General features: G+C 26.3%; 24 protein-coding genes and 3 tRNA genes. 17 read left to right on the top strand and 10 right to left on the bottom strand.

What is annotated here, in order from left to right; genetic code table 11:
• Positions 1-6: 6 nt before the first annotated feature.
• The 5 genes from sufD (at position 7) to H0H45_RS03060 (ending at position 3,223) form a co-directional block, all read left to right on the top strand.
• Complete coding sequence (gene sufD, locus H0H45_RS03080) at positions 7-1,305, top strand: Fe-S cluster assembly protein SufD (protein ID WP_185866583.1); 1,299 nt, start codon at positions 7-9, stop codon at positions 1,303-1,305.
• A gap of 2 nt (positions 1,306-1,307) precedes the next feature.
• Positions 1,308-2,534, top strand: a complete 1,227-nt coding sequence (locus H0H45_RS03075) for an aminotransferase class V-fold PLP-dependent enzyme (RefSeq protein WP_185866582.1) — start codon at positions 1,308-1,310, stop codon at positions 2,532-2,534.
• Positions 2,535-2,547: 13 nt separating this feature from the next.
• Positions 2,548-2,895: a 50S ribosomal protein L21 gene (gene rplU, locus H0H45_RS03070; RefSeq protein ID WP_185866581.1), complete on the top strand. Its 348-nt coding sequence runs from the start codon at positions 2,548-2,550 to the stop codon at positions 2,893-2,895.
• On the top strand, positions 2,885-3,145 hold the full coding sequence (rpmA, locus tag H0H45_RS03065; protein ID WP_185866580.1) for a 50S ribosomal protein L27: 261 nt from the start codon (positions 2,885-2,887) through the stop codon (positions 3,143-3,145). Before rplU ends, rpmA begins: the two co-directional genes overlap by 11 nt.
• Before the next feature lie 4 nt (positions 3,146-3,149).
• A tRNA-Arg gene (locus tag H0H45_RS03060) sits at positions 3,150-3,223 on the top strand.
• A 4-nt stretch (positions 3,224-3,227) separates the two neighbouring features.
• Here H0H45_RS03060 and H0H45_RS03055 read toward each other — a convergent pair.
• Positions 3,228-3,301, bottom strand: a tRNA-Ile gene (locus H0H45_RS03055).
• Positions 3,302-3,406: 105 nt separating this feature from the next.
• Between H0H45_RS03055 and H0H45_RS03050 the strand changes: the two genes are divergently transcribed.
• From H0H45_RS03050 to H0H45_RS03140, 3 genes are all read left to right on the top strand, one after another.
• A complete protein-coding gene (locus tag H0H45_RS03050) occupies positions 3,407-3,703 on the top strand; it encodes a ribosome-binding factor A (RefSeq protein ID WP_238785215.1) in 297 nt (98 codons plus the stop codon).
• Between the two features lie 89 nt (positions 3,704-3,792).
• Entirely contained in the window at positions 3,793-4,272 is a 480-nt protein-coding gene (locus H0H45_RS03145; protein ID WP_238785213.1) for a hypothetical protein, read from the top strand.
• An 83-nt stretch (positions 4,273-4,355) separates the two neighbouring features.
• Complete coding sequence (locus tag H0H45_RS03140) at positions 4,356-4,907, top strand: ABC transporter permease (protein WP_238785211.1); 552 nt, start codon at positions 4,356-4,358, stop codon at positions 4,905-4,907.
• On the opposite strand, the gene H0H45_RS03040 is transcribed toward H0H45_RS03140, so the two are convergent.
• Genes H0H45_RS03040 through fabZ form a run of 5 tightly spaced genes read right to left on the bottom strand, consistent with a single transcriptional unit; the run spans position 4,892 to position 9,213 of the window.
• On the bottom strand, positions 4,892-5,815 hold the full coding sequence (locus H0H45_RS03040) for a ribonuclease Z (RefSeq protein ID WP_185866578.1): 924 nt from the start codon (positions 5,813-5,815) through the stop codon (positions 4,892-4,894). The genes H0H45_RS03140 and H0H45_RS03040 overlap by 16 nt on opposite strands.
• On the bottom strand, positions 5,808-6,389 hold the full coding sequence (rdgB, locus tag H0H45_RS03035) for an RdgB/HAM1 family non-canonical purine NTP pyrophosphatase (RefSeq protein WP_185866577.1): 582 nt from the start codon (positions 6,387-6,389) through the stop codon (positions 5,808-5,810). Before rdgB ends, H0H45_RS03040 begins: the two co-directional genes overlap by 8 nt.
• Positions 6,390-6,403: 14 nt before the next feature.
• Positions 6,404-7,294: a succinate--CoA ligase subunit alpha gene (gene sucD, locus H0H45_RS03030; RefSeq protein ID WP_185866576.1), complete on the bottom strand. Its 891-nt coding sequence runs from the start codon at positions 7,292-7,294 to the stop codon at positions 6,404-6,406.
• Positions 7,295-7,334: 40 nt separating this feature from the next.
• Positions 7,335-7,907, bottom strand: coding sequence for an elongation factor P (gene efp, locus H0H45_RS03025; protein ID WP_185866575.1), 573 nt, complete (start codon positions 7,905-7,907; stop codon positions 7,335-7,337).
• Between the two features lie 34 nt (positions 7,908-7,941).
• On the bottom strand, positions 7,942-9,213 hold the full coding sequence (gene fabZ / locus H0H45_RS03020) for a 3-hydroxyacyl-ACP dehydratase FabZ (RefSeq protein WP_185866574.1): 1,272 nt from the start codon (positions 9,211-9,213) through the stop codon (positions 7,942-7,944).
• A 114-nt stretch (positions 9,214-9,327) separates the two neighbouring features.
• On the opposite strand from fabZ, the gene H0H45_RS03015 reads away from it, so the two are divergent.
• Both H0H45_RS03015 and rpmH read left to right on the top strand, forming a co-directional pair.
• Positions 9,328-9,711: a hypothetical protein gene (locus H0H45_RS03015; RefSeq protein WP_185866573.1), complete on the top strand. Its 384-nt coding sequence runs from the start codon at positions 9,328-9,330 to the stop codon at positions 9,709-9,711.
• Positions 9,712-9,717: 6 nt separating this feature from the next.
• Positions 9,718-9,867 carry a 50S ribosomal protein L34 gene (gene rpmH / locus H0H45_RS03010; protein ID WP_185852761.1) on the top strand — a complete coding sequence of 50 codons (150 nt, stop codon included), beginning with the start codon at positions 9,718-9,720 and terminating at the stop codon, positions 9,865-9,867.
• Between the two features lie 2 nt (positions 9,868-9,869).
• On the opposite strand, the gene H0H45_RS03005 is transcribed toward rpmH, so the two are convergent.
• Positions 9,870-11,048 (bottom strand): M14 family zinc carboxypeptidase, encoded by a 1,179-nt coding sequence (locus tag H0H45_RS03005; RefSeq protein ID WP_185866572.1) that lies wholly within the window; start codon positions 11,046-11,048, stop codon positions 9,870-9,872.
• Between the two features lie 241 nt (positions 11,049-11,289).
• Between H0H45_RS03005 and H0H45_RS03000 the strand changes: the two genes are divergently transcribed.
• The 5 genes from H0H45_RS03000 to gap all read left to right on the top strand — a co-directional run bounded on the left by H0H45_RS03000 (position 11,290) and on the right by gap (position 15,584).
• Entirely contained in the window at positions 11,290-12,081 is a 792-nt protein-coding gene (locus tag H0H45_RS03000; RefSeq protein ID WP_185866571.1) for a CPBP family intramembrane glutamic endopeptidase, read from the top strand.
• Positions 12,078-12,656, top strand: a complete 579-nt coding sequence (pth, locus tag H0H45_RS02995) for an aminoacyl-tRNA hydrolase (protein WP_185866570.1) — start codon at positions 12,078-12,080, stop codon at positions 12,654-12,656. The genes H0H45_RS03000 and pth overlap by 4 nt, the downstream gene beginning before the upstream one ends.
• Positions 12,657-12,729, top strand: a tRNA-Arg gene (locus H0H45_RS02990). It abuts the gene before it with no gap.
• 28 nt (positions 12,730-12,757) lie between these two features.
• Positions 12,758-14,545, top strand: coding sequence for a translation elongation factor 4 (gene lepA, locus H0H45_RS02985; RefSeq protein ID WP_185866882.1), 1,788 nt, complete (start codon positions 12,758-12,760; stop codon positions 14,543-14,545).
• Positions 14,546-14,570: 25 nt separating this feature from the next.
• On the top strand, positions 14,571-15,584 hold the full coding sequence (gene gap / locus H0H45_RS02980) for a type I glyceraldehyde-3-phosphate dehydrogenase (RefSeq protein WP_185866569.1): 1,014 nt from the start codon (positions 14,571-14,573) through the stop codon (positions 15,582-15,584).
• Here the strand turns inward: gap and H0H45_RS02975 are convergent.
• Complete coding sequence (locus tag H0H45_RS02975) at positions 15,541-15,963, bottom strand: type I restriction enzyme HsdR N-terminal domain-containing protein (protein WP_238785209.1); 423 nt, start codon at positions 15,961-15,963, stop codon at positions 15,541-15,543. The genes gap and H0H45_RS02975 overlap by 44 nt on opposite strands.
• A 148-nt stretch (positions 15,964-16,111) precedes the next feature.
• On the opposite strand from H0H45_RS02975, the gene trxB reads away from it, so the two are divergent.
• Complete coding sequence (gene trxB, locus H0H45_RS02970) at positions 16,112-17,059, top strand: thioredoxin-disulfide reductase (protein WP_185866568.1); 948 nt, start codon at positions 16,112-16,114, stop codon at positions 17,057-17,059.
• Positions 17,060-17,089: 30 nt separating this feature from the next.
• On the top strand, positions 17,090-18,556 hold the full coding sequence (locus H0H45_RS02965) for a glycine--tRNA ligase (protein ID WP_185866881.1): 1,467 nt from the start codon (positions 17,090-17,092) through the stop codon (positions 18,554-18,556).
• Between the two features lie 8 nt (positions 18,557-18,564).
• Here H0H45_RS02965 and pheT read toward each other — a convergent pair whose 3' ends face one another.
• Positions 18,565-20,646: a phenylalanine--tRNA ligase subunit beta gene (gene pheT, locus H0H45_RS02960; protein WP_185866567.1), complete on the bottom strand. Its 2,082-nt coding sequence runs from the start codon at positions 20,644-20,646 to the stop codon at positions 18,565-18,567.
• Complete coding sequence (gene dnaN, locus H0H45_RS02955; RefSeq protein WP_185866566.1) at positions 20,643-21,791, bottom strand: DNA polymerase III subunit beta; 1,149 nt, start codon at positions 21,789-21,791, stop codon at positions 20,643-20,645. The genes pheT and dnaN overlap by 4 nt, the downstream gene beginning before the upstream one ends.
• Between the last annotated feature and the right edge of the window lie 22 nt (positions 21,792-21,813).

Raw genomic sequence — 21,813 nt, 5'->3', positions numbered from 1 at the left:
GGTTTCATGTTATTAAGAGATAGAATTTTTTCTTCACTTTCAAAATTTCGCAAAAAAAACATTTATGGAGAATGTTCCTATATATCTAGTTTACGACATAAATCTATAGATCTTTTTCTAAAAAAAGGGTTTCCATCTATTACAGATGAAGAATGGAAAAATACAAATGTTCATTCAATTCTTAATCAAGAATATAATCTTTTTTATCCACTTTCTCAAAAAAGAAAAGATTTAGAATATCAAAAGATCAAAGAATTGATTTATTTAGACGATTCTTTTCTTATAATTTTTATTGATGGGAAATATCAATCCATTTATTCTCAGATATCTAATAACATTAGATTATCTAATCTAGCTTCACAAGAAGAAAGAAAAATTAAAGATTTTTATGGAAAATTATTTAATCCTGATGAGGCATTTAACATTTTAAATACCATTTTTTCAAAAGATGGAGTATATCTCTATATCCCTGATAATATGTTTTTGAAAAAACCTATAGAAATATTGCACATCTATACGGGGATAGAGTCGAAAATTATGTTAAATCCAAGAAATTTAATTATAGTAGGAAAATCTTCTTTTGTTAAAATTATTGAACATCATAAATGTTTAAAAAAACATTTATTGTTTAATAATTCTGTTAGTGAAATTTATGCTTTGTCCAATAGTCAAATAGAATATTATAAAATTCAAGATGATTTAAACGAATTATCCATTATAGATAATACTTTTGTGAAACAAGATTCACGTAGTAAATGTTCATTTTATACCTTTTCTTTTCAAGGAAAGTTTATTAGAAACAATTTGAATTTTTCTTCTCATGGAAAATTCACTTCTTCTTATCTATATGGAATTTCTCTATTATCAGAAAAGCAATTAGTAGACCATCATACATCCATAGAGCATTTATATTCAAATGCTCACAGTTTTCAATTATATAAGAATATTTTATGGAATAAGTCGATGGGAATTTTTAATGGAAAAATACTCGTTGATAAGTGTATAAAAAAAATTAAGGCCTTTCAGAAAAATAATAATATTCTTCTTTCTGACGAAGCTTGTATATATGCTAAACCTCAATTAGAAATTTTTTCTGATGAAGTGAAATGTTCACATGGTTGTACTGTTGGCAGCTTTCATGAACTTGATTTATTTTATTGTCAATCAAGAGGGATTCCCGAAAAAGAAAGTAAAGTTTTATTATTACTTTCTTTTTTAGAAGAAATCTTAAAAACCATGAATATTTTAAAATTGAGAAATTTAGTTCATGAAAAGATGAAAAAAAAATTAGGGATATATTTATAATTATGTTTTCACAAAAACAAATTCAAGAAATACGCAGTCAATTTCCAATTCTAAAAAAAAAAATTTATTCTAATCCTTTAGTTTATATAGACAATGCGGCAACAACTCAAAAGCCTTTGCAAGTGATTCAGGCTTCTGAAAATTATTATTCTACGATAAATTCTAACGTTCATAGAAGTTTACATTTTTTAAGTCAAAAAGCTACCTTTCATGTAGAAAATGTAAGAAAAAAAATCAAAAATTTTATTCATGCAAAACATTCTTCAGAAATTATTTTTACAAAAGGGACTACTGAATCTATTAATTTAGTAGCATCTAGTATTAATATTAAAAAAGGAGATGAAATAATTATTTCTTATCTTGAACATCATTCCAATATTGTTCCATGGCAAATTCTTTGTAAAAAAAAAGATGCTTTATTAAAAATTATTCCAATTGATAAAGATGGGATTTTGCAATTAGAAGATTTCGAGTTATTAATTTCAGAAAAAACTAAATTAGTAGCCATAACACATGTATCTAATGTTTTGGGAATTGTGAATCCCGTTAAGAACATTATTGATAAATCTCATGAATATGGGGCACTAGTTTTGATTGATGGAGCTCAAGTTCCTTCTAATTTAAGTTTAAATGTACAAGATTTAAATACCGATTTTTATGTATTTTCTGCGCATAAAATGTATGGACCTACTGGAATTGGAGTTTTATATGGAAAGGAAAAAATATTAGATACTCTTTCTCCTTATCAATCAGGTGGTGAAATGATTAAAAATGTAAGTTTTGAAAAAACAACTTATTCTGATTTACCATTTAAGTTTGAAGCTGGAACACCAAATATAGAGGGAATTATTGTTTGGGGATCTGCTATAGATTTTGTAGAAAAAATAGGCGTAGAAAATATACAATCTTATAAAGAAAAACTTTTAAAGTATGCTATACAGCGTTTAAGTACTGTTGACGGAATTCAATTATATGGAGGAGTAGATTATAAAAAAAGATTGAGTATTATATCTTTTAATTTGAGTAAATTGCATTGTTTTGATATAGGAATCGTCCTAGATCGTCTAGGAATTTCCGTTCGTACGGGGCATTTATGTGCTCAGCCTTTAATGAATTTCTTCAATGTAGAAGGAATGGTTCGTATTAGTTTTTCTATTTATAACACTTTTAAAGAAATAGATTATTTATTGGAAGGACTTGTGAAAGCAAGAAAGTTTTTACTAAAGTAAAAAGGGTATTATTATGATATACGCAATTGTAGATATTCAAGGAAAACAATTTAAACTTATTGAAAATAAATACGTTTACGTTCCTCTTCTGTCTTCTATGAATTTAGGAGAAAAAATATTTTTGGATAGAATTTTTTTCTTTTATAAAAATGGTTTTTCTAAAATAGGTTTTCCTTTTTTAGAAAATATCAAGGTAGAAGTAGAAATCCTACAACATTTAAAAGGAGATAAAGTAATTATATTCAAAAAAAAGAGAAGAAAAGGGTATAAGGTGAAAAATGGATTTAGACCATTTTTTACAAAAATTAAAGTAATTTCCTTTTTAGAAAAAAAATCTAAAAAAATTAAAAATGGCTCATAAAAAAGGCTCAGGAAGTTCTAGAAATGGACGAGATTCAGTAGGAAGAAGATTAGGAATAAAAATATTTGGAAATCAACATGTTAAATGTGGTGGGATTATTGTTCGTCAACGTGGAACAAAACACCATCCTGGAATCAATGTAGGGATGGGGAAAGATCATACTTTATATGCTCTGAAAACAGGTTTTGTTTTTTTTAAAAAGGGAACTAAAAATAAATCCATTGTATCTGTTTTTTCATTAAAAAAATGAAATCGGCTGGGTAGTTCAATAGGATAGAGCAACAGTTTCCTAAACTGTAAGTTGTGGGTTCGAATCCCTCCCCGGTCACAAATGGTCCCAGCTGGATTTGAACCAGCGACGCCCTGATTATGAGTCAGGTGCTCTAACCAACTGAGCTATGGGACCTAAAAAATAAATACAATGTTACAACAATATTTTTCAGATTACAAATTTTATGATGAAAAAGTTTTATTTTTCATTTTTTTTTAAATGGAAAGAAACATGATAGAAATGAATTCTATTAGAAATCAAAGATTATCTTCAATATTTTACATGGAGATAGCAGAGATTTTGATGAAAAATGAAATAAAAAAAGGTTTTCTAATTACTCTAATCAAGATTTTTATGACTCCTGATCTGAGTTTAATAAAAAGTTATATATCTATCTATCCTTTTTTAGATCAAGAAATTTTGGAAAGTATTCGTTCAAGATCTAGATTTTACAGAAAATTACTTTCTAAAAAACTTAGATATCGTGTAAAAAAGATTCCAGAACTGGATTTTTGTGTAGTAAATTTTCGTAATTGAATCATTTTTTTTTGAAAACTTCTTTTTACATAACTATACGCTATTTTTTTTCAAAAAAAAAAACTAACATTGTTAACCTCATAATTTTTTTGTCTATTATATCACTCAGTATATCTACATTTTCTTTATCTACTATTTTATCTGTTTTTTCAGGATTAGAAGACTTAAATATTAAGTTCTATAAAAATAACCACCCTGATATTATTATTTCTTCATTTAATGGAAAAGAGATCTTCTTTCATGAAAATGTTTTAAATAAAAAAATGAGATCAATAAAAGGAATTATGTTTTTTTCTAAAACAATGGAAAAAAAAGTTTTTTTTCATTATAAAAATGAAAAATATTTTTTTCACTTAAAAGGAATAGATTCAAAATATGAAAAAGTGATGAATCAATTTAAAAAAATAACCTTTCAAGATAAAAATGATAAAAATTTCTTACAGAATCAATTGGATTTATATGTAGGTTTATCATCCATTTTTCCGTTTTTATTTATGGATAAAATAGAAACAGATTCTATGAGTATTAGTTTTTTTTTCTATAAAAAAAAACTTCTTTTCCATTTTTAATACAAAAAAAAGTTAGAATAAAAGGTTTTTTTCATTTTAACAAAGAAATAGATCAAAAATATTTATTTTGTGATATTCAAAATTTGGTTAAGAAAAATGCTTTTCATTCTCTGGAAATAAAAATTCGTCAAAAGGAAAATGTAGATAAGATAAAAAAGATTTTAAAAAAAAAATTTGGTCCAAAATTTAGGATAAAAACACGTACAGAAGAAGAAAAAGCTTTTTATAAAGTAATTAATACAGAAAAAATATTTATTTATTTTTTATTTAGTTTAATAACTGTAATGACAGCATTTAACTTAATTGGTGCTATTTTCATTTTACAGCTAGATAAAAAAGAAAATATTTTTCTCTTATGGAGTTTTGGTTATTCTTTGTATAGAATCAGAAGAATATTCTTTTATATAGGAGTCCTTATCAGTGTATTTGGATGGTTTATTGGAGTATTGACAACTTCTATTTTATCTCTTTTGCAAGAGAGATATCATTTATTTAAAATTGGAAGAAAAATTCCATTTCCTATGAAATTTACCATAGAGGATTTTGTAATGATGACATGTATTATTTTAACAGTTGGTCTCTTTATCTCTTTCATTTCCTCTAATAGAATAGAGATGAATTATTCATCTAGATAGTATGTTTTTAATGGTTCAGACGCTTCTACATTATTAAATATTTTTTTTGCTTCTTCTTCAAATGCTTTTAGATTAGGAAATCTATTCGAATAATGTCCCAATAATAATTTTTTGACTTGAGCTTTTTTAGCTATACAAGCAGCTTGGGTGGCTGTAGAGTGTCCTGTCTTGATAGCTCTATTTTCTTCTTTTTTCAAAAAAGTCGACTCGTGATATAATAAATCTACATATTTTATTTGTTCAATAATAGGCAAATAATAGGAAGTATCTGAACAAAAAGCATAAGATAAGATTTTTGGAGGATTAAATGTGAGTTGATCATTCGGAATGATTTTCCCTTCTTTGGTTCTAAAATCTTTTCCAAGTTGTAAATTCTTATAATCTTCTATTTTGATAGAAGGAATTTTTTTTATCTCCTCCATATTTAATTTTCTATGACAAGGTTTTTCTTTGAAAAGAAAACCATTAGTGTAAATTCTATGTTTTAATGGAATGGTATAAACTTCTACTTTTTCAGTTTCCATAATCTTTTCCAATTTTTTAGAAGATAATTCAATATGATCAATACAGAATTTTAATCGTGTATATGACCATTTAAAATGAATATCTATAATTTCTTTTAATCCTTTTGGAGCGTAAATATATACTGATTTTTCTCTTCCTAGTAAATGAAAAGTAGAAAGCAATCCAATTAATCCAAAAAAATGATCTCCATGTAAATGAGATATGAATATGTGTACTATTTTGTTAAATTTTATTTTCGCTTTTCTTAATTGAACTTGTGTCCCTTCTCCACAATCAATAAGAAAAAAAACTCCTTTCATCTCTAATATTTGAGCTGTAGGATAAAATTTTTCCGTTGGAATTGAGGAATGACACCCCAAAATTGTTAATGAAGTTTTATCCATTATAGGTGATGAATTTCATGAGTTTTTTAAAAGCTTTTATTCTATGGCTGATCTTGTTTTTTTGATGAATGTTTATTTGAGATAAAGTATTTTTATGTTTATCTGGAATAAATATAGGATCATATCCAAAACCTTTTTTTCCCATAATTTTTTCAGAAATGTATCCGGTTAATTTTCCTTTAAAAAAATAATTTTTTTCTTCATTTTTTTTGAAACAAAAAACACAAACAAGTTCTGCTTTTCTGGATGAAGTTTTTTTTATACTAAGAAGTAATTTTTCTAGACTGTTTTCTTTTTGAAGATATCTAGAGGAATAGATACCTGGATATCCATTTAAACATTCTATTTTCAATCCAGAATCTTCTGAAAAACAAGGAATATGTGTTTTCTGAAAAAAGAATTTTGCTTTAATTAAAGCGTTTTCTTGAAAAGAATTTCCATTTTCTTTAATGGAATATGGAAATAAAATATCTTTTAAGGACAAAATATTTAATTGATCCGCATGAGGATAAAGAAAAGATTTTATTTCTCTTTCTTTAAAAAAATTTCTTGTAACAAAAACAATTTTTTTCATTTTTTTGAAAAAAATTATTGATCCTCCTTTTGGAGAACCTCATGGACTTTCATTCCTATATCTGCTGGAGATATAACTATATGAACTCCGTTCTTTTTCAAAAGATCCATTTTTACTTGTGCCGTTTCTGATTGTTTTCCTATAACCGCGCCAGCATGTCCCATTGTCCGCCCTTTAGGAGCGGTTTGACCTGCAATAAAACCTATGATGGGTTTTTTATTTTTTGAATTTTTAATCCACCATTCAGCTGCATCAATTTCTAATTTTCCTCCTATTTCTCCAATCATTACAATACATTTTGTTTCTGTATCTTTCAAAAATAAATCTAAAATATCCGTGATAGTCATTCCAATAATAGAATCTCCTCCTATTCCAATAGCCGTAGAAATTCCATAACCGTATTGGACTATTTGATCTGCTGCTTCATAAGTAAGCGTACCAGATCTAGAAACTATACCAACTTTTCCTTTTTTATTGAAAACCAAGTTTGGCATAATTCCTACTTTAGATTCTTCTGGAGAAATAATTCCAGGACAATTCGGTCCAATCAAACGTGATTTTTTTCCTTTTAAAAAATTTTTGATTTGAATCATATCCAAAACGGGAATCCCTTCAGTGATGCACACAATCACTCTCATATTCATGCTAATCGATTCTAGAATAGCATCTGAAGCGAAAAAAGAAGGAACAAAAATCACACTAACATCTCCTCCTGTATAGGAAACCGCTTCATACATAGTATTAAAAATAGGAACCCCTAAATATTTTCTTCCTCCCTTTCCTGGAGTCACTCCTCCAACTATACAGGTTCCGTAATTCATCATTTGTTCAGCATGAAATAAACCTTCTTTCCCCGTTAACCCTTGTACAATAACACGAATTTTTTTATCTATCAAAATACTCATAATAATCTTTTTCTAAATAAAATTGATATTAATTACACAATTATTTTCTAATTCTTTCTATATAAGATTTTCTATCCGTATTTATTTTAATATATTCTCCAGAATTTATGAATAAAGGGACTAATAACTTTGCTCCTGTTTCTAAAATAGAAATTTTGTTTGAAGTATTAATGGTATCTTTTTTTCTTACTTTTTCCGTAGATTTTACTTTTAAAATAACAGTAGGAGGCATTTTTAAAAATAAAACTATTTGATTATTATCACTTTTTATATGAAAAAAAATAGTTAATTTTATTCCTTCTTTTAAAAAATCAGTATGATTTTTTATCAGTTTTTTATCAATTGGGATTTGATTATAGTTGATCGTATTCATAAAATAAAAAATCTCTCCATCTCTATACAAATATTGGTATAAGTCAGATACTATTTTTACTTCTTTAACTTTATGTTTTGCTGAAAAATTATTTTCCAAAATATGACCTGTCATCAGATTCTTCAACTTAGTCCTTACAAAAGGATATCCCTTTCCAGGTTTCACGTGAAGAAAATCAAGGATTTTATATACTTCATTATTATATTGTATATGTAACCCCTTTCTAATATTTGTATACATTTTATCTAGTTTTTTTTATATTATAAAATAGTTTTTAAGAGGAATCCTTAATTTTTACTATTTTTGCTATGACTTCTGCTTCAACTGCAAGTTGATTATTAACATATCCCTTTCCTTGCATATGGACTATTCCCCTTCTTATTGGTTCTAACAAATCTACTTGAAAAACTAACAAATCTCCAGGAATTACTTTTTTTTTAAATTTTACTTTATCTATTTTCAAAAAATATGTAGAATAACATTCTGGATTATTAACTTTGTTTAATACAAGAATTCCACCTACTTGTGCAATAGCTTCTATTTGCAACACTCCAGGCATGATAGGCTCTTTAGGAAAATGTCCCATAAAAAAAGATTCATTCATCGTTACATTCTTCACCCCTATTACACAATCTTCGGTTAATTCCATAATTTTATCTACTAAAAGAAATGGAGGTTTATGAGGTAAAATTCTCATAATATTTCTGATATCCAAAACAGGTTTTTTTGTTAAATCAAATTTTGGAATAACTTTTTGTGTTTGGATATTTTGAATTAATCTCTTTGCAAATTGTGTATTTATATGTGGAGTTGTGTTGTAAGCGATTATTTTTCCTTTTAATTTAACTCCTATTAAAGTTAAGTATCCCATAATCTCCAAAAGATTATGTTTTGCTATTTCGTGATAAGAAGAGGAAGAACGGAAGTGGTTTCCGTTTCTTGTTAAATTTTCTTTTTCATCAAGAAAACAGAAATTCCTTGAATTCGCTATTTTTTTAAATTGATTTGGATCTTTTAGTACAGCATTTTGTATATTTATGAATTTAGAATCAAAATCTACCAGGGTGACTATTTCTAATTTTTTATAGGGAGAAGCAATAATCTCTCCTCCGGTTTCTGAATCCACGTGAGATATAATTTCTTTGATCGAGTAATATCCTCTTTCTGCATTTTGTTCGATCACTCCTACTTTTTCAATAGCCTCTACAAAATATTTTGAAGAACCATCCATGATAGGAAATTCCATGCTATCCAATTCTATAATTACATTATCTAAATCCATTCCCATAAGAGCCGCCAATACATGTTCACTAGTACAAATTTTTAATCCATCTTTTTCTAAAATAATTCCTCGATCCGTTGTTTCACTGAACAAAAATGAAAGATGTGCTTTTATACTTGGTTTTTCTTTTATATCCGTTCTGACAAAAAGAAATCCTGAATTTTCAGGAGCTGGGTTGAAAGTTATAGTAACCTTTTTTTCCGTATATAATCCTACTCCTTGTAAGGATATTTTTTTTGAAATGGTTTTTTGCTTATTAAACATAACTTGATGATTCTATCTTTAGAAAAAAATTCTTTACTTCCATTTTTATTATAATGAAAGTATAAGAAAAATAAAAAACTTTATGTAATTTAGGGAGTTACAAGTGTTCTTTTCATGAATTTTTTTAGGCGATTTATTTTTTTCTTAACAGGTTTTATTATTGGTTTTATGATTTTATTATACTTCTCTCCTCCTAACTCTTATTCTTATCATCAAAAAATATTAGATAATAATATAAAAAGGAAAAAAATAATATTTGAAATCAATGAAGATACAATTAGGAATTGTAAAAAAAAATACATGAACCCTATTTTCATCAAATCAGAACTTTTAAAAAAAGGAAAAATCATTTTAAAGAAAAGATTGTTAAAAACAAAGCCATATCCTATGATTTATCATATTGAGATAAAAGATAAAAATAGGAAAATAATCTTTTTTATAGAAGAAAATTTAAATGTGATATATATAAAGAAAATTATTTTTTTCAAAAAAATATAAAATAATATGAAAAGAACTTATCAACCTTCTAATAGAAAAAAAGTAAACGTTCATGGATTTTTAAAACGTATGTCTACAAAAACAGGTCGTAAAATTATATCCAGAAAAAGAAAAAAAGGGAGAAAAAAATTAACAGTTTCTAATTTTAAAAAATAAAATCATAAAATATCAAATAATTCTATGTCTCCAATTATAGGATAATTTCTTCCTTTTGAATGAAATTTTTTTCCATAACAAATGGAATCTTCATAAGCAAAAAAATTAGATAAATCTCCTATATCAACTATTTTTGAAATTAAATCAATATCGTTTTTCACAACATTAAATTTTTCTATATTTCTTATCCCTATATCCACTAAAAATTTGTATTTTCCTCTTTGAATTTTTACTCCTCTATAAATTTTGTCTAATAGTTTTTTTTTATTTTTAGGTATAGTAAAATAAGAAGAATATTCTTTTTCAAGATCTTTTTTTGGAAAAGAAAGAAAATAGAATCCTATCAGAATAGATAAAGCATTATATTTTCTAATTATATCTTTTTTAGAATCTTTTGGATAATTTCCGGCTTCAAAAAGAATACAAGAATAACCCTTCTTTTGTAAATTATCTCCAGTAGCAGTAGAATAAAATTTATCTGAAAACCTCCCTATTGAACCTATATTTGGCAATATAGATTTTATTTTTTTTTCAATAAAAGCTATCAATCCCATAGCCTTTTTTCTTTCAGGAGAAATTTTTGTGTCTTTTTTCTCTTTTTTTACAGAAGGACATAAAAAGGATAAAATAGCTGGATTAAAATTTTTATTTCCAACATTATAAATACTTCTTTGATCATGTAAATTAAATAAAATATTTGGATTACTATATTGAATTTCACGAAATAGTATCTGTATTTCTGGAGATTGTAAACGAATAGCATCTCTATTTAAATCAATATTTACTGCATTTCTTCTTTGATATTTTTCAGAACCATCGGGATTTAACATAGGAATAAATAAAATAGTCAAATTTTTTCTTATAAATTTAACTAGATCATTGTTTTTCTCTTTTAGAAAAAAGTGAAGAATATCAAACATGGCTTTTGTTCCTGTTGTTTCATTTCCATGCATTTGAGACCATATAAAAACTTTACAAGTTCCAGATCCCCATTGAATTTTAAAAATTTTTCTATTTTCTATAGAAGTTCCTACAGGAATAATAGAACATATATTTTCATATGTTTTGATCATTTTTAATAATTCAGAGTATTTAAAAACTTTAGAAGAACTAAAACTTTTTTCTTTAAAAAAATGATAATTTTTAAATAAAGAATGTATATCCAAATCTAACATCATCATGAATGATTTTTTTTTCCTAATCTATTCCTAATCTAAGAAAGAGTTCAACAATTTTATGAAAAGTTTTTTATTTTCGTAAAAAAATTGAATGAAGATTCACATGAAAAAATATTAATATAAATTCCTAAAACTAGGAAAAAAAATATAAAAATGGAAATTACTAAAAAAGTAATTATACGTCTGTAAAAAAAACTATTCTAGAGATCCCTTTATTAGGGAATGAACGAATTTTTACTTAAATATGAAGAAATATTTTAAAATAACCTACACAGAATCAGTTTTATTGATTTTAGCATTTACGGGTTTGAACTTTTTTAACATAATTTTTAGAAAATTATTGATTGCTATCCATTTACCTGATAGTATGATATTTTCTATATCATATACAATTCCCTTTATTTTTTTATTTATTTTTATTTCTCACCAAGCTCAAAAAAAAAACCGAATCATAGAATTATCATTTAAAGTTTCTCCATGGTATATTTATATTGTTCTTTTTTTCGTAATGCTTTGTTTGATTATACTTAACGACTACGTGACTTCTTTAGTTCCAAAAGAAGGTCCATTGTTAGGAAATATGTATAAAGAAATTGAAGATTTTTTAAAAGAAGAAGCTAAAAATCCAATTCCATTTTTTTCCACTACAGTTTTGTTGGCTCCTATATGTGAAGAAGTTCTTTTTAGAGGAATTATATTAAATGGAATGTTAAAAAACAAAATACATCCAATCAAAGCGATCCTCTTTTCTTCTTTTTTATTTGGAATAACACATATGAATCCTTGGCAATTTTTAGGAGGGATTCTTATTGGAAGTTTCATCGGTTTTATTTATTTCACTACTTCTTCTATAATAGACTGCATATTATTACATGTCTTCAACAATGCTTTTGCTCTATTTACTATGTTTTTTTTCATGAAAAATGAAGAATTCTTTTCAAAAGAAAAAAATTTTAATTTTTGGTTAATTTTGATAATTAGTTTTACCATAATTATGGGTTGCATTTTTCTTTTTAAAAAAAGAAGAAAAAAATGAAAAAATTTTTAATAACTGGATTAGGAAATCCTGGATTTCTATATCAAAAAACAAGACATAATTTAGGTTTTTTTATTTTAGATCAAATTTCTGAAAAATATTTTCTATCTTTTTCGATAAAAAAATTAGGTTTGATTTCAAAATTGATTTATCAAGAAAAATTACTTTTTTTCTTAAAACCATCTACTTTTGTCAATGAAAGTGGAAAATCTGTAAAATATTGGATGAGTAAAAAAAAGATCGCATTGGAAAATATTCTTGTAATATCTGACGATATTTATCTTAATTTCGGGAATATTCGTTTGAGAGGAAAAGGAGGAAATGGAGGACATAATGGATTAAAAAGTATTGAAAAAGAATTAGGAACATCTCATTATGCGCGTATGCGTTTTGGGATTAAAAATCATTTTTATCAGAAAAAAAAAATAGATTATGTATTAGGGAATTGGAAGGAAGAGGAATTAAAAAATCTATTTAATAGATTGGAAATAAGTCTAGAAATAATATTTTCATTTGTTTTAAATGGGTTACAAAAAACAATGGATTTATTCAACAATAGAAATTTTAAAATTTAAGACCTTGTAGTTTAATCGGATAGAATATAGGATTCCGGTTCCTATGGAATGGGTTCGAATCCCTTCAAGGTCTTCATAATAAACATCAAAAAACGATGATAATAGATTATATTCGTAATTTTTGTATCATTGCTCACATAGATCATGGAAAGAGTACTCTAGCAGATCGTTTGTTAGAATTTACAAAAACAGTTTCAGGAGGATCCCAAGATCAGTTACTTGATGATATGGATTTAGAAAGAGAACGTGGAATTACTATTAAAAGTCATGCTGTACAAATGGAATATAGATATAAAAGTAAAGTCTACATACTTAATTTAATAGATACTCCCGGACATGTAGATTTTTCTAGTGAAGTATCACGTTCCATTGCAGCTTGTGAAGGGGCCCTACTTGTTGTAGATTGCACTAAGAGTGTACAAGCTCAAACGATATCTAATCTTTATTTAGCATTGAAAAAAAATCTTGTGATTATCCCCATTTTAAATAAAATAGACTTATCTCATTCAAGGTCTGAATGCGTAGAAGAAATTATAGAACTAGTAAAATGCAAATCAGAAGATATTCTTTCTGTTAGTGCTAAAAATGGATTGGGAATTAAGGAAGTTTTAGATCAAATAGTCAAACGGATTCCTCCTCCAAAAGGTGATCCAAAAGCTCCTCTACAAGCCATGATTTTTGATTCTTTATACAATCCTTTTACTGGAGTATTGTCGTATTTTAGAGTAAAGAATGGATGTATACAAAAAGGACAAAAATTACGTTTTATGTCTACAGGAAAAATTTATTGCGCCTATGAAATAGGAACACTTAAATTAAAACGTATTTCTAAAAATAGAATTGGAACAGGAGATGTTGGATATGTAGTTTCTGGAGTAAAAAATCCCTATGAAGTAAAAGTAGGAGATACTATTACAGATGCTAAGTATCCGGCTTCAAAAGCCATAAGTGGATTTGAAGAAGTAAAACCTATGGTTTTTTCTAGTATTTATCCGGTAAATTCTGATAAATACGAAGAATTACGTTCTTCTATGGAAAAATTGCAATTAAACGATGCTGCTTTTACTTTTAGTCCTGAATCTTCCCCTGCTTTAGGATTTGGATTTCATTGCGGTTTTTTAGGTCTACTTCATATGGAAATTGTTAGAGATCGTCTAAAAAGAGAGTATGGAATTTCAGTTATTATTACTATTCCAAATGTTTCTTATAGAATTTTCATGAAAAAAAAGATGATGATAGTGAACCATCCTTCAGATTTTCCAGAAATAGAAAAAATACAACAAGTTGAAGAACCTTATGTATTGGTTTCTATTCTCACTAAAGAAAATTTTATAGGAAGTATCATATCTTTATGCATTGGAAAAAGAGGAAAAATGATTGGGAATCAGGATTATTTACCCAATGGAAGGGTTAATGTAACATTTGAAATGCCTTTATCTGAAATAATATTTGATTTTTATGATAAATTAAAAACAATTTCTAGGGGCTATGCTTCTTTTGATTATACATTTTTAGGTTATAGAAATTCTGATTTAAAAAAGATCACTGTATTAATTAATCATCAAAAAGTAGAATCACTCTCACTTTTGGTTCATAAAAATGAAGCTTTTTTTATGGCGAAAAAAATATGTCAAGAATTATCCGTTCTGATCCCAAAACATCAATTTAGCATTCCTATTCAAGTTTCTATTTCTGGAAAAATTATAGCCAGAGAAACTATTAAAGCTTTAAGAAAAAATGTAATAGATAAATGCTATGGAGGAGATGTTTCTCGAAAACGAAAACTTTTGGAAAAACAGAAAAAAGGAAAGAGAAAAATGCGTAAAATAGGAAAAGTCGAGATCCCTTCATCTGCTTTTATGACTTTCTTAAAAGTTAAAAATTTATAAAAAAATTATAAAAAATTTATTAAATATGTCCAAAATTAAAATAGGAATCAATGGTCTTGGAAGGATAGGAAAACTGGTTTTAATGTCTGCTTTAAACAGAGAAAATATCCAAGTCGTATCTGTCAATGATTTAGTTTCCATAGAATATTTAGCATATATATTAAAATATGATTCTGTTCATGGTCCTTTTAATGGGGAAATCCGCATAGAAAATGAAAATTATTTAATTTTAAATGGAAATAAAATAAAAGTTACTAATGAAAAAGATCCTCATAATTTAGAATGGGGAGATTTAAATGTCGATTATGTAGTGGAATCGACAGGTTTTTTTTTAACCAGAAATTTAGCGAGTTTACATTTACAATCAGGAGCGGAAAAAGTCATATTGTCTGCTCCACCAAAAGGAGAAGATATCCCCATGTATGTGATGGGGGTCAACCATGAAACTATAAAAAAAGATCAAAGAATAGTATCAAATGCTTCTTGTACTACGAATTGTTTAGCTCCGATAATTAAAGTTTTGAATGACAATTTTGGAGTTTTGGAAGGATTAATGACTACCATACATGCTTCTACTGCTACTCAAAAAATAGTGGATTCTGTATCCACCAGAGATTGGAGAGCTGGGCGTTCTTCTTTAATTAATATTATTCCAGCATCTACAGGTGCAGCCAATGCTGTTGGAAAAGTTATTCCAAGTTTAGATGGAAAATTAACTGGAATGGCTTTCAGAATTCCCATTTCTGATGTTTCTGTATTAGATCTGACTGTTCGTTTGAAGAATGTAGTTACTTATGATGATATCAAGTTTTGTATGAAGGTTGCTTCTGAAACTTCATTAAAAGGGATCTTAGGGTATACAGAAGAAGCTGTTGTTTCCTCAGATTTTTTAGGAGATCCAAGAACCTCTATTTTCGATGCAAGTTCAAGTATCATGTTGAGCCCTACTTTTATCAAAGTAGTATCCTGGTATGATAATGAAGTAGGTTATTCTACTAAACTCGTAGATCTAATTGATTATATGTCTTCGATTGATTAAAAAAAGTAAAAGTATCGTTCATAGGAAGATCATTCAAAAATGAAAACTTTTTATTATATTCGTCTGTTTGGAAAACGAAATTTTTTATTCCGTTGCTAACCATTAAATAGGGAGCCTTTATCTTTTTATTATATCTAGAAATTTGATCGAAAGTTTTTTGTGTTAATAAAATATTCGGAGCTTTGCATTCAATGAGAATATAGGGTTTCTTTTTAAAAAGAACCAGGATGTCTAATCTTTTTTTGAATTGATTGATTTGAAAAGGGACTTCTACTAAAATATTAGAACTTCTGTATTTTTTTACTTTTTTTAGAAAAAAAATTATATATTGACGGATTCCTTCTTCTTTTGTAAAGAGATACCATTTTTTTCGAATCATGCAAAATACGTAAGTTTTGTTTTGAATTTTTTTCAAATGTAAATGATTAATAAAAAAGGAAAAAACGAACATATCTAATAACTTTTTAAGTAAAAAATATCTAAATTTTAGAATCAGAATTAAGTAAAATCCAAAGTAAGCATTCTTTATGTTAAAGAAAAATAAAATAATGGATTGTGTAATCATTGGATCCGGTCCAGCCGGATATACTGCGGCTATATATGCAGCAAGAGCAGATCTTCATCCTGTTCTATTTGTAGGAATGCAGCCGGGAGGGCAATTAACATCTACAACAAAGGTAGATAATTATCCAGGTTTTTATGAAGGAATTAGTGGAAATGAACTTATGGAAAATTGTAAAAAACAAGCAGAGCGTTTTAATACTATTATTATTCATAAAACTATTACAAAAGTATATTTTTCTGATAAAAAAGGCGGAATACATCGTGTTTATATGAAAAAAAATGAAGAAAATATAGAAAGTAAAGGGATTATTATCGCTACAGGTTCCAGTCCTAAATTTTTAGGACTGGATGAAGAAAAAAAATTTTTGGGATTAGGAGTTTCTTTTTGTGCTACTTGTGATGGTTTTTTTCATAAAGGAAAAGATGTAGCTATTATAGGAGGAGGAGACACAGCTTTAGAAGAAGCTAGTTTTTTGTCAAAAATTTGCAGAAATGTATATTTAGTAGTTAGAAAAAACTATTTCAGAGCTTCCAAAGCTTTACAATATAGAATCTCAAAAATAAATAATGTGAATATATTTTTTTGTTCTCAGATTACAAAAATTATGGGAAATGATTTTTTAGAAGGAATTCAGATATTGAACACTAAAAATAAAATTAGTAGAACTATTTTAATAAGCGGTTTGTTTATTGCTATCGGTCATTCTCCTAATACGAAATTGTTTAAAAATCAATTGAATTTAGATGAAAGAGGGTATATCATTGTAAAAAAAGGAAGTACTAGTACTAATAAACCAGGAGTATTTGCTGCAGGAGATGTACAAGATCCTACATATCGCCAAGCTATCACTTCTGCTGGAACAGGATGTATGGCAGCTTTAGATTTGGAAAAATATTTATGTTTTTGTTGATTTTTATCTAAATTTTCATTTCTTTGTATGATGAAGAAAAACAATCATTTTCTCCATTTCTTAGCAGCTCATGCTAAAAACTACGGTTTTGTTTTTCCTTCTAGTGAAATTTATGGAGGATTAAATGCAGTATATGATTATGGACCATACGGAATAGAATTGAAAAATAATATCAAAAAATATTGGTGGAAATCAATGACTCAACTTCATGAAAATATAGTAGGATTGGATTCTTCTGTACTTATGCATTCTGATATTTGGAGAGCATCTGGACATATTGAGAAATTTAATGAATTGTTAATTGATAACAAAGATTCTAAGAAAAGATATAGTCCTGAGGTATTAATTAGAGAGAAGATAAATCTTATGCAAAAAGAACAAAAAACTTCTCAAGTCATCAGAAATCGTAAAAATGAAAAAATATTATCTCGTTTAGATAAATCTATAAAAAAAAAGGATTTATTAGATATTCGTGTTTTAATTGACGAATTAAATATTTCTGATCCTATATGTGGTTCGAATAATTGGACAGATATTCGTTCATTTAATATGATGTTTAAGATTAAAGAAGAAAAAGGAGATTTATTTCTTCGTCCAGAAACAGCTCAAGGTATATTTTCTAATTTTTTTTCTGTAAAAAAATCTAGTAGAAAAAAAATTCCATTTGGAATTGCTCAAATAGGAAAATCATTTAGAAATGAAATTATGGCAAGACAATTTCTTTTCAGAATGCGTGAATTTGAACAAATGGAAATGCAGTTTTTTATTCTTCCGGAGGAAGAAATGAAATGGTATGAATATTGGAAAAAAATTAGATTAAAATGGCATTTAGAATTAAATTTGGGAGATAAAAAATATCAGTTGCGGAATCATGATCATCTAGCTCATTATGCTAGCGCAGGAACGGATATAGAATTTAATTTTCCTTTTGGATTTAAAGAGATTGAAGGAATCCATTCTCGTAGAGATTTCGACTTGAAAAGACATGAATTTTTTTCCAAAAAAAAATTAAGAGTTTTTGGAGATAATCCAGAAAACTACATTCCTTATGTAATAGAAACTTCATTAGGTTTAGACCGTTTTTTTCTTGCTATATATTCTTCTTCTCTTAAGAAAGAAAAATTGGATAATGGGATGGAACGAATTGTCCTAAAAATTCCACCCTTTTTATCACCTGTAAAAGCAGCTATATTTCCGTTAGTTTTAAAAGACGGATTACCAGAAATTGCAAAAAAAATATTTCAAGATTTGAAAATAGATTATAGATTAGTTTATGATCAAAAAGAATCTATTGGGAAACTATATCGTAGACAAGACGCTATTGGAACTCCTATTTGTTTTACCATAGATTACGAGACCATAGATAACGATACAGTAACAATGAGATATAGAGATTCGATGTTACAAAAAAGAGTTCCTATAAAAGAGATTTCAAAAATTATAGAAAAAGAAACCGGAATGAGAAAAATTTTAATAAACTTATCTCAGTTTATATAGAATTTTTTTTATTGAGATATTCCTCTAATTTTTGCTCCTAACTCGTTTTTTAGAAACTTTTCTATTTTCTTCATCACTTCATACATCATCAAATCTGTTAATGTTTCTTCTTGACTTTCAAAAAAGAAACTTATTGTATAGGATTTTTTTTCTTTTGGTAAATCTTTTCCTTCATATAAATCATATATCTTAATTTTTTTGATCAAATTTTTTTCTTTTTTTTTTATTAACTGATAAATTTTTTCAAAGGAGATGGTTTTATCCACTAAGAATGATAAGTCTCTTTTGGAAGTAGGATATTTAGAAAAGGGAACAAATATTACTTTTTTTTTTTGAATTATATAAATCAAATATTCCCAATCTATTTCCGCATAAAAAACTTCCTGATCTTTGAAGAAATTTTCTTTTAATTTTCCTAATTCTACTAGATTTTTATTTTTATATTTGATGGATATACTTTCTCTTAAAAAAGGATGAGTAGAGTTTATCTGAGTATAATGGAAAATCCCAATTCTCTGAAAAATTTGTTCTATAATTCCTTTCAAATCAAAGAACAAAGAATTTTTTTGTTCCATGATTTTTTTTTTGTTTTTATCTTTTTCCGATAAAGCAATACTTAAATAGGTTTTTTCTAAAAATTGATGATTCCTTTTATAATAAATTTTTCCTATTTCAAAGAATTTTATTTTTTGATTTCCTCTATTATAATTATGTTTTATTCTATCGATCATTCCAAATAATAAACTGGAACGCATGGAATTATAGGATTTATTGGAAGGATTTAAAATCCTGATTTCTTCTCTATTGAAAAAAAAATTCAATAATAAAGAATCTTTGTTTTGACTTATGAGAGGAGGATTGATAATTTCTTGAAAACCATAATTTACTAATTGATTGAAAATAGTTTTTTGGATTTTTTCTTTTGTTTTATAAAAAAAATTTGGAAGTGGAGAAATTTGTATTTTTTTAGAGATTTTTATTTTGGTTAATCCATAAATGCGTAATATTTCTTCTATTAAATCTACTTCTCTTTGTACATCTATTCTATAAGGAGGAACAAGAACTAGCAAAGATTTTTTCTTTTCATCAAGAATAACTATTTCAAGTAGTAATAAAATTTTTTTGATGATCTTTTCGGAAATTTTTTTTCCGATAAGATCATGTATTTTTTGATAACGAAGTTTTATTGTAAAAGGATCTATTGGATTAGGATAAATATCCATTATATCAGAACTCATGTTACAGTTTGTAACTTTTTTTATAAGAAAAGCGGTTCTTTTTAAAGCATATACTGTGAGATTAGGATCTACTCCTCTTTCAAATCGAAATCTAGCATCCGTTTTTATCATGTGTCTGATTCCAATAGAACGGATATCTAAAGGATTAAAATAGGCGCATCCTAAGAAAATATTTTTAGTTTTTATATTAATATTTAAGTTAGTTTCATTTATAATTCCAGCTATGGATAGAGGTTTTATTTTATCAGAAATGATAAAATCTTTTTCATTGAGTATTCTTTTTCGATTATCTTCGGAATTGAAATAAATCTTATTTTTTACGTTTTTTATTATAAGGCTTTCTCCTTCTATTTGATCCATATCAAAAACCTGTATAGGTAGTCCTAATTCATTCATTACAAAATTGGTGATATCTATTATATTATTGATGGGTTTGATTCCAATAGATTTTAATTGGTTATTTAACCAATTCGGAGATGAATTTGTTTCTATTTTAGAAAGAATCAGTCCAGAAAATCTTCTGCATTTATTTTTATCTTCGATAAAAATTTTAAAACTATATTTTTTATTAATATCTTTTGGATAATTACTTATTATTGGTTTTGATAAATGGGTTTTGTAACCGCGGAATGTTAAAACAGCATATAAGTCACGAGCTATTCCGTAATGACTCATTGCATCAGAACGATTAGGAGTAATTTCTACATCCAAAATAGAATCTTCTGTTTTTCCTATTTTTTTTTTTATTACATTTTTTACTGATAAACCTATTTCCGTTAAAATATCTGATATTTTTTTTGCACTAAGATCAATAGAAATATATTTTCTAAGCCAATTATATGAAATTCTCATACTATTATAGACATAATCAATATCAAAATTGATTCTTCTTTTTTTGAAGAAGAATATGGTTTTAAAATACCCATTCTATTTGAACTATAGAGTTCAAAACTAACAAAATCTTCCTTAAAAGAGGATAGTATTTCTATTAAAAATTTTGAATTAAAACCCATTTTTATTATGGATTCATCTCGAAAATATTCAGCGATGTATTTACATCGAATTTTTGAAAAAATAGAAATTTTTGTATTTTCTTCATAAATTTTTAATGTATTGTCAATGAAATTAAATCGAATAAAATTTGTTTTTTCTTTAGAAAAAAGAGATATTCTTTTAATAGAATTTAAAAAAAAAAGACGATTAATAATAAATGAAATATCTTTCTTTTTAGGAAAAACAGAATGATAATCTGGATATTTTTCGTTTATTAGTTCACATAGAAAAGTTTTAGTTTCAAAATTGAATTTGAGCATTCCCATTTTTTTGTATTCAATAGTCACACTTTTTTTTTCATTAAATAAAATATTTTTAAGTATTTTAAGGGATTTTTTCGAAATAATAAACTCTATGTATTGATTAGATTTAACATTTTTTAATGTGTATTTAACTAATTTATAAGTATCTGTGGAAACAAAAGTTGATCCTTTTGGAGAAAATCGAAAGAAAACTCCATTCATAACAGGTTTTATTTCCTCATTTCCTGTAGCAAACAAAGTTTTATTCAAAATTTTTAAAAGTATTTTGGAAAATAAAGTAATTTTCAAAGTCTTTCCTTTTTCAAAATTTTCCATACTGGAAAAAATAGTTATATAATGTCTATTTTTATTTTCATGACAGATAATAGGAATTGGGTAGTCTCCCTGTTCAGAATAAATATTCAGTGTATTTTTTTCTTTTTTGATAAAAACAGTTTCATTCGGAAAAGTTTTTAAAATTTCTATCATCAATTTTGGATGAATAGCTATTTTTTCTTCGGAAGTTTTTTTTACATATACTTGTATCTCCGCGGTAACCAAATGATTTTCTAAATCAGAAACCATGATTAGCAATTTTTTTCCAAAAATTTTGAATTTAAAAAGAGGATATTTAGTATTTATAATTTTATGTAAAAAATATAATTCTTGTAAAAGAGAAAAGCTAGAAATGGAAAAGTGCATGTTATACTTTTTAACTTTACAC

Source organism: Blattabacterium cuenoti (assembly GCF_014252095.1).
GTDB classification, from domain to species: domain Bacteria; phylum Bacteroidota; class Bacteroidia; order Flavobacteriales; family Blattabacteriaceae; genus Blattabacterium; species Blattabacterium cuenoti_F.
This window is presented reverse-complemented; position numbering and strand designations above follow the sequence as displayed.

Coding starts and splice junctions, on each gene's coding strand:
- sufD (WP_185866583.1), top strand. CDS start 7: ATGTTATTAAGAGATAGAATTTTTTCTTCACTTTCAAAATTTCGCAAA.
- gap (WP_185866569.1), top strand. CDS start 14,571: ATGTCCAAAATTAAAATAGGAATCAATGGTCTTGGAAGGATAGGAAAA.
- pth (WP_185866570.1), top strand. CDS start 12,078: ATGAAAAAATTTTTAATAACTGGATTAGGAAATCCTGGATTTCTATAT.
- rplU (WP_185866581.1), top strand. CDS start 2,548: ATGATATACGCAATTGTAGATATTCAAGGAAAACAATTTAAACTTATT.
- H0H45_RS03050 (WP_238785215.1), top strand. CDS start 3,407: ATGAATTCTATTAGAAATCAAAGATTATCTTCAATATTTTACATGGAG.
- H0H45_RS02965 (WP_185866881.1), top strand. CDS start 17,090: ATGAAGAAAAACAATCATTTTCTCCATTTCTTAGCAGCTCATGCTAAA.
- efp (WP_185866575.1), bottom strand. CDS start 7,907: ATGTATACAAATATTAGAAAGGGGTTACATATACAATATAATAATGAA.
- dnaN (WP_185866566.1), bottom strand. CDS start 21,791: ATGCACTTTTCCATTTCTAGCTTTTCTCTTTTACAAGAATTATATTTT.
- H0H45_RS03005 (WP_185866572.1), bottom strand. CDS start 11,048: ATGATGATGTTAGATTTGGATATACATTCTTTATTTAAAAATTATCAT.
- H0H45_RS03000 (WP_185866571.1), top strand. CDS start 11,290: ATGAAGAAATATTTTAAAATAACCTACACAGAATCAGTTTTATTGATT.
- H0H45_RS03040 (WP_185866578.1), bottom strand. CDS start 5,815: ATGGATAAAACTTCATTAACAATTTTGGGGTGTCATTCCTCAATTCCA.
- pheT (WP_185866567.1), bottom strand. CDS start 20,646: ATGAGAATTTCATATAATTGGCTTAGAAAATATATTTCTATTGATCTT.
- rdgB (WP_185866577.1), bottom strand. CDS start 6,389: ATGAAAAAAATTGTTTTTGTTACAAGAAATTTTTTTAAAGAAAGAGAA.
- fabZ (WP_185866574.1), bottom strand. CDS start 9,213: ATGTTTAATAAGCAAAAAACCATTTCAAAAAAAATATCCTTACAAGGA.
- H0H45_RS02975 (WP_238785209.1), bottom strand. CDS start 15,963: ATGATTCGAAAAAAATGGTATCTCTTTACAAAAGAAGAAGGAATCCGT.
- rpmA (WP_185866580.1), top strand. CDS start 2,885: ATGGCTCATAAAAAAGGCTCAGGAAGTTCTAGAAATGGACGAGATTCA.
- H0H45_RS03015 (WP_185866573.1), top strand. CDS start 9,328: ATGAATTTTTTTAGGCGATTTATTTTTTTCTTAACAGGTTTTATTATT.
- rpmH (WP_185852761.1), top strand. CDS start 9,718: ATGAAAAGAACTTATCAACCTTCTAATAGAAAAAAAGTAAACGTTCAT.
- H0H45_RS03075 (WP_185866582.1), top strand. CDS start 1,308: ATGTTTTCACAAAAACAAATTCAAGAAATACGCAGTCAATTTCCAATT.
- trxB (WP_185866568.1), top strand. CDS start 16,112: ATGTTAAAGAAAAATAAAATAATGGATTGTGTAATCATTGGATCCGGT.
- sucD (WP_185866576.1), bottom strand. CDS start 7,294: ATGAGTATTTTGATAGATAAAAAAATTCGTGTTATTGTACAAGGGTTA.